At 74.7% G+C, this 6,483-nt stretch carries 4 protein-coding genes; all 4 read left to right on the top strand.

Annotated elements, in window-relative coordinates; genetic code table 11:
• The first annotated feature begins 48 nt into the window (after positions 1-48).
• On the top strand, positions 49-1,935 hold the full coding sequence (locus tag AB0E83_RS18115; RefSeq protein ID WP_362112128.1) for a GAF domain-containing protein: 1,887 nt from the start codon (positions 49-51) through the stop codon (positions 1,933-1,935).
• Positions 1,936-2,058: 123 nt separating this feature from the next.
• Positions 2,059-3,534, top strand: coding sequence for a PHB depolymerase family esterase (locus tag AB0E83_RS18110; RefSeq protein WP_362112117.1), 1,476 nt, complete (start codon positions 2,059-2,061; stop codon positions 3,532-3,534).
• 234 nt (positions 3,535-3,768) lie between these two features.
• A complete protein-coding gene (gene fabG / locus AB0E83_RS18105; RefSeq protein WP_362112114.1) occupies positions 3,769-4,587 on the top strand; it encodes a 3-oxoacyl-ACP reductase FabG in 819 nt (272 codons plus the stop codon).
• A 293-nt stretch (positions 4,588-4,880) separates the two neighbouring features.
• Complete coding sequence (locus AB0E83_RS18100) at positions 4,881-6,476, top strand: hypothetical protein (protein ID WP_362112111.1); 1,596 nt, start codon at positions 4,881-4,883, stop codon at positions 6,474-6,476.
• Positions 6,477-6,483 lie beyond the last annotated feature (7 nt).

Here is a 6,483-nt window from a genome sequence, read left to right as displayed (position 1 = left end):
CGCGCCGCCGACCCCACGCCGTCGCCCGCCGAGGCGGCCGCCCGCCGCATGCTGGACCTCCTCGCCGCCGACGCCCCGGCGCAGGAGCTCGCCGCCCAGCCCGCACGGGCCCGCGCCGCCGGAGCCGCCCCCGAGGACGTCGCCCGGATCGAGGAGACCACCGGGGCCGCCCTGGCGGTGCGGCGGGTCCTCGACCAGTACCGGCGCCGGGAGGCGGAGCTGGTCGCCCTGTTCGACACGGCCGGCGACCTGGCCGGGCTGCGGGACCTCGACGCCGTCCTGCGCGCCATCGTCCGGCGGGCCCGGACGCTGCTCGGATCCGACGTCGCCTATCTGACCCTCCACGACCCGGTCGCGCACGACACGTTCATGCGGGTCACCGAGGGCTCCGTCTCGGCGGCCTTCCAGCAGCTGCGCCTGGGCATGGGCGAGGGCCTCGGCGGCCTGGTCGCGCAGACCGCCCGCCCGTACGCCAGCACCGACTACCGCACCGACCGCCGCTACCGGCACACCGGCGCCATCGACGACGGCGTCGCCGAGGAGGGGCTGCGCGGCATCCTCGGCGTCCCGCTGCGCCTGGGCGGGGAGGTCATCGGCGTCCTGTTCGCGGCGGACCGCACCCCGCGCGAGTTCACCCCCGACGCCATCGCGCTCCTGGGCTCGCTCGCCGACCACGCCGCCGTCGCCATCGACAGCGCCCGCCGGCTGGAGGAGACCCGTACCGCGCTCGCCCGCCTCGAAGCCGCCAACGCGACGGCCCGCGCCCACGGCGAAGCCCTCCACCAGGCGTCCGACGCCCACGACCGGCTCTCCAAGCTGGTGCTGCGCGGCGCCGGCACCGACGAGGTCGCGGCCGAGATCGCGGCGCTGCTCGGCGGGGGAGTGGCCGTCCACGACACCGACGGCAGCGAACTCGCCCGCGTCGGCACCGCGCCGGTGACGCCCGCCGCCGCGAGCCTGGAGGCCTCGCGCACCGAGGGCCGCGCGGTCCGCGCCGACGGCGTCTGGTGCTGCGCCGTCCTCGCCGGCGCCGAACCGCTCGGCAGCATCGTCCTGACCGGCCGCCCGGACCTCCCCGAGGCCGACCGGCGGCTGTTCGAACGCGCGGCGCTCGTCACCGCCATGCTCCTCCTCGTCCGCCGCTCGGTCGCCGAGACCGAGGACCGGGTGCGCGGCGAACTCCTCGACGACCTCCTCGCGGGCCCCGCCTCCTCCGCCCACTGGGACGAAGGGAGCCTCGCCCTGCGCGCCCGGCGCCTCGGCGTCGACCTCGCCCGCCCCCACGCCGTCGCCGTCCTCGACTGCGCGCCCGCCCTGCGCTCCCGGCTCGCCGCGGAGACCGCCCGCGCCGCCCGCCGCCTCGGCGGCCTCGCGGGCACCCGCCACGGCAACACCGTCCTGCTCGCCCCCTGCGACCGGCCCGCCGGCCTCGCCCGCGACCTCGCCGCCGACCTCGCCCGGATCATCGGGACGCCGGTCACCGTGGGCGCGGCCGGACCCGGCACCGGCCCGGAGCACCACGCGGCCCTCCACGCCGAGGCCCTGCGCTGCCGCACCGCGCTCCACTCCCTCGGCCGGACCGGCGAGGGCGCCGACGTCACCGAACTCGGCTTCATCGGCGTCCTGCTCGGCGACCGCGCCGCCATCGGCCCGTACGTCGAACGCGTCCTCGGCCCCGTCCTCGCCTACGACGCGGAGCGCGGCACCGAACTGGTCCGCACCCTGGACGCCTACTACGACCAGGGAGCGAGCCTGTCCCGCGCCAAGGACACCCTCCACGTCCACGTGAACACGGTCGTCCAGCGCCTCGACCGGGTCGCCCAACTCCTCGGCCCCGACTGGAACAAGCCCGCCGGCGCCCTGGAGATCCACCTGGCCCTCCGCCTCCACCGGCTGTCCCGCGGAACCGCCGGCCCCGGCACCCGGCGGGCCTGATCCTTCCGCCCCTATGGCAGGGCGCGCCACATTCCGGCCCGGGGAAGTGGGGGGACGACATGTGGGCCGGGATCCCTCCCGTTCACCAGGATGACGCCATCCCACCCCCACCTGGAGACGCGCATGAAGATCAGACGACTCCTCGTCGCCGTCCTGGCGGCCGTCGGCATCGCCGCCACGACCACCGGCGGCGCGACGGCCGCGGTCCCCGCGCCGACCGCCGGCCCGCTGCAGAAGTACACCATCAGCTCCGCCCACGTGAGCGGCCTCTCGTCCGGCGGGTTCATGGCCAACCAGCTGCACGTCGCGTACTCGGACGTGTTCGAGGGCGCGGGCATCTTCTCGGCCGGCCCCTACGACTGCGCCCAGAACAACCTCAACACGGCGCTCTACGCGTGCATGGACACCTTCATGCCCCGCAAGACCCCCGCTCAGCTGGCGCAGTTGACGCGGGACCGGGCGGCGGCCGGCACGGTGGACCCGGTCGCCCGTCTGGCGGGCGACAAGGTCTGGCTCTTCCACGGCACCAACGACAGCACCGTCAAGGCGCCCGTCAACGACGACCTCGCCGCGTACTACCGCGCCCTCGGCGCCGACGTCGTCTACGACGACACGTCCCCGGCGGGTCACGCCTGGGTCAGCCCGCTCGGCCCCAACTCCTGTTCCTCCACCGCCTCGCCGTACGTCAACGACTGCGGCGACGACCCGGTCGGGGAGATGCTGGCCCACCTGTTCGGCGGCGTGCGGCCCGCGAGCTCCTCGGCCCTGACCGGCACGCTGGTCCGGTTCGACCAGAGCCCTCACGTCCCCGGCGGCAGCCCGAGCGCGATCGGCATGGGCGCCGAGGGCTTCGCCTACGTCCCGCGGTCCTGCCAGGACGGTGCCTCCTGCCGGCTGATGGTCACCCTCCACGGCTGCTACCAGTACTTCGGCCTGGTCGGCGACGCCCTCATGGCCACGGCCCACCTCAACGAGTACGCCGACACCAACGACATGATCGTCCTCTACCCGCAGACCACCACCATGACCGGCAACCCGCGCGGTTGCTGGGACTGGTGGGGGTACAAGTCGGCCGACTACGCGCAGAAGAGCGGCCCGCAGATGACGGCCGTGCTGAACATGGCCAAGGCGCTCGGCGCCGGCACCACCGGAACCCCGCCGGGCGCGCTGCCCGCCCCGACCGGACTGTCCGTCACCGCCACCACGGCCACGAGCGCCTCGCTGTCCTGGAACCCCGTCCCGGGCGCGGTCTCCTACGACGTCTACCGCGACGGCACCAAGGTCAACAGCGCTCCGGTCACCGCCACCGCCCACACGGACACCGGCCTGACCGCCGGCACGGCGTACGGCTACGCCGTCGCCGCCGTCGACGCCTCCGGCGCGGCCGGCACCAGGACCGCGCCCGTCGGCGCCACCACCACCGGGGCCGCCCCGGTGTGCGTGACGGCCGCCAACTACGCGCACACCACGGCCGGCCGGGCCCACCAGTCCGGCGGCTACGCCTACGCCAACGGCTCGAACCAGAACCTCGGCCTGTGGAACGTCTTCGTCTCCAGCACCATCAAGGAGACCTCCCCGGGGTACTGGGTCCTGTGCTGATCCGCCGCCGGCGCGCGAGGACGGCTCCACGGACGATCCGGGGGAGTTCCCCCTGACGCGGACCGTACGGACATGGGCCGCGGGCCGGGCCGGGCACCGGTCCGGCCGTCGGGTTCGAGACAGGATCCGGCGGGTTTTGCGACGGCGCGCACCCCGGTGGAGGGGGTCGGCGCCGTTCGTGGGCAGGACGTGTGACGGCCCGGGACGTCCGGCGAACGAAGAGGCAGGCGAGGCATGACCTTCACCCCCTGGCAGGAGCGGTCCGTCGTCGTGACGGGCGGGACGCGCGGCATCGGGCGCGGCATCGCCGAGTTCTTCGCCCGGCGGGGAGCGGCGGTGCTCCTGACCGGCCGGGACGGGCGGGTGGCCCGCGAGGTCGCCGCCGGGCTGGCCCGGTCCACCGGCGGGCGCGTCGCCGGGGCGGGCGTGGACCTGCGCGACGCGGACGCGGTCGAGGCGATGGCGGCCGAGGCCGAACGCCGCCACGGCCACGTCGACGTCCTGTGCGCGAACGCCGGGATCTTCCCCGAGAAGCCGCTGCGCGAGATGACCGCGGCCGACATCGACGAGGTCCTCGCGGTCAACCTCCGCGGTTCCATCCTCGCCGTCCGGGCCTGCCTGCCCGCCATGGAGCGCGCCGGCCGCGGCCGTGTCGTCCTCACCTCCTCCATCACCGGCCCCCTCACCGGGTACACCGGCTGGTCGCACTACGGGGCGAGCAAGGCCGGCCAGCTCGGCTTCCTGCGCGGCGCGGCGCTGGAACTGGCACCGCTGGGCATCACGGTCAACGCCGTGCTGCCGGGGAACGTCCGTACCGAGGGCCTGGAGGAGCTGGGCGAGGAGTACCTGCGGAAGATGGCGGCCTCGATCCCGCTGGGCAGGCTGGGGGAGACGGCGGACATCGCGCACGCGGTGGGGTTCCTGGCCTCGGACGAGGCGGCGTTCGTCACCGGGCAGACGCTCACCGTCGACGGGGGCCAGACCGTCCCCGAGTCCCTCGACGCCCTCGCCCCCGTGTCCGTCCCCGGCCCTCCCTCCCCCTCCGCGCCCTGAACTCCGCCCCGCCGCACGGCCGGACCGCCTCCCGGGCCGGCGGCGCCCACGGTGTGGATCTTGTGTGGATCGGCGGGGGGTCCTGCGCGGAGCGGTCGCCGGACGGGCGCCTCCCGACCGCTCCGCGGGCCGGGGCGGCGGCCTCCCCGGTGGTGCGATGCGCCCATCTCGCCCACGACGACCGCACCCGAAGCGGACATTGACGGCATGTCGGTCGCGTTTGCTTTTCGCTCAGACGTTCTGGAAACCTCCGTTCGGTTTATCCGACACCTGGACAACGGAGGCAACCTCCCATGCCCTCACGGCGCATACGCCGCGCCTGGCTCACGGCAGCCGCCGCGGCCTCGCTCGCGTTCACCGGCCTCGTGGCACCGGCCCAGGCCGAGGACGTCCCGCGGGACGCCTCGGACCCCTCGGTGCAGGAGCCCCTCGCGGCCGAGGCCGCCCCCTCGGCCTTCTCGGCCACCGGCTGGACCGCGCCCGGCGGCGCGGCCTCGCCCGGCGACTTCACGCTGGCGCCCGGCGCGCTGAACGCCGAGACCACCACGCGGGTCGCCCGCCTGGACGCGGTGCTCCCCAAGTCGGGCGTGCAGAACCTCCTGGCCGGGGCCAACCGCACCGCGACGCCGTGGTGCTCCCGCGACCCGTTCGGCACCGCCCCGGACCCCGACGTCAAGTACTGCCTGCAGAGCGACGACTCCACCTCGCGCGAGTGGGTGCCGCAGGGCATCACCGGCGTCTCCGACGCCAAGGACAACGAGCTGTGGGGCGAGGCCGGCGACATCCAGCTCTTCGCCTCGTACGACGGCTGGGACCCGGGCCGGGAGAACGACCCGAACCCGGCGACCGGCGACTGCACCGCCGCCGAACTGGAGGCCAGTGACGCCTGCAACCAGAAGGGCGTCCGGATCACCTTCGTGCAGAGCCGGACCAACCCGGCCACCGGCAGCCCCGAGGTCAAGTACCGGCACGTCCTCCTCGGCTGGACCTACGTCAACTCCGCCGACCACGTCTCCTTCGACGGACTGCACGCCTCCGAGTACCCGATCCAGAAGGGCGTCCACGCCGGCGGGATCGTCTGGTACGGCAACTACCTCTACGTCGCCGACACCCGCAACGGCCTGCGCGTCTTCGACATGCGCCTCATCATGGACCTGGACCCGGACGGCGACCCCACCACGCACGACGCGATGGGCGCCGACACCGACGGCGTGAAGACCACCGCCAACGTCGAGGACAAGACGAAGGTCGGCCGGCACAACAACGTCTGGTACAGCTTCGGCTACCGCTACGTGATGCCGCAGGTCGCCGCCTGGAAGTTCAAGGCGACGCAGAGCAACCCCGTGGGCTCCTACGCCTGCGTCTCGACCGGCGCCCCCAAGGCCTCGTACATCTCGCTCGACCGCAGCACCGTCCCGGACCGCCTGATCATGGGCGAGTACTGCCGTCCGGCGAGCGGCTACCCGTCCACCGGCCGCATCGCCTCCTACCCGGTCGCGGCCCTGGAGGGGCGCTCCGCCGACGTGACCGCGGAAGGCTGGGCCAACTACCTGCCGCTGGCCAACGGCGGCGCGCAGGGCGCGGCGGCGCACAACGGCACGCTGTACGTGAACGAGTCGAAGGGCACGGACGAGCCCGGCAACCTCTGGCGCCACACCTGGAGCAACGGACAGCTGGTCCAGCGGGGCCAGCCCGTCAAGACCGCCCGGGGCCCCGAGGACCTCTACATCGAGCGCGGCACGGGCCGCCTGTGGTCCCTCTCCGAGCACCGCCCGGCATCGGCCTCCGACTGCACCGCGAACCCGGGCGCCGGCGACCCGGCGGGCACGGACTACTGCCAGCGGGTGCTCTACGGGCACAAGCTGAGCTGGCTCGACGGCCAGCCGTGACGGCGCC

Source organism: Streptomyces sp. NPDC035033, assembly GCF_040636735.1.
In the GTDB taxonomy this organism is placed as follows: Bacteria; Actinomycetota; Actinomycetes; order Streptomycetales; family Streptomycetaceae; genus Streptomyces.
Note: the sequence above shows the minus strand (reverse complement) of the source record. Positions and strands in the feature narration are given on the sequence as shown.

Excerpts from the sequence above, each read along its gene's own strand:
- AB0E83_RS18110 (WP_362112117.1), top strand. The coding sequence starts at position 2,059 with ATGAAGATCAGACGACTCCTCGTCGCCGTCCTGGCGGCCGTCGGCATC.
- AB0E83_RS18115 (WP_362112128.1), top strand. The coding sequence starts at position 49 with ATGCTGGACCTCCTCGCCGCCGACGCCCCGGCGCAGGAGCTCGCCGCC.
- AB0E83_RS18100 (WP_362112111.1), top strand. The coding sequence starts at position 4,881 with ATGCCCTCACGGCGCATACGCCGCGCCTGGCTCACGGCAGCCGCCGCG.
- fabG (WP_362112114.1), top strand. The coding sequence starts at position 3,769 with ATGACCTTCACCCCCTGGCAGGAGCGGTCCGTCGTCGTGACGGGCGGG.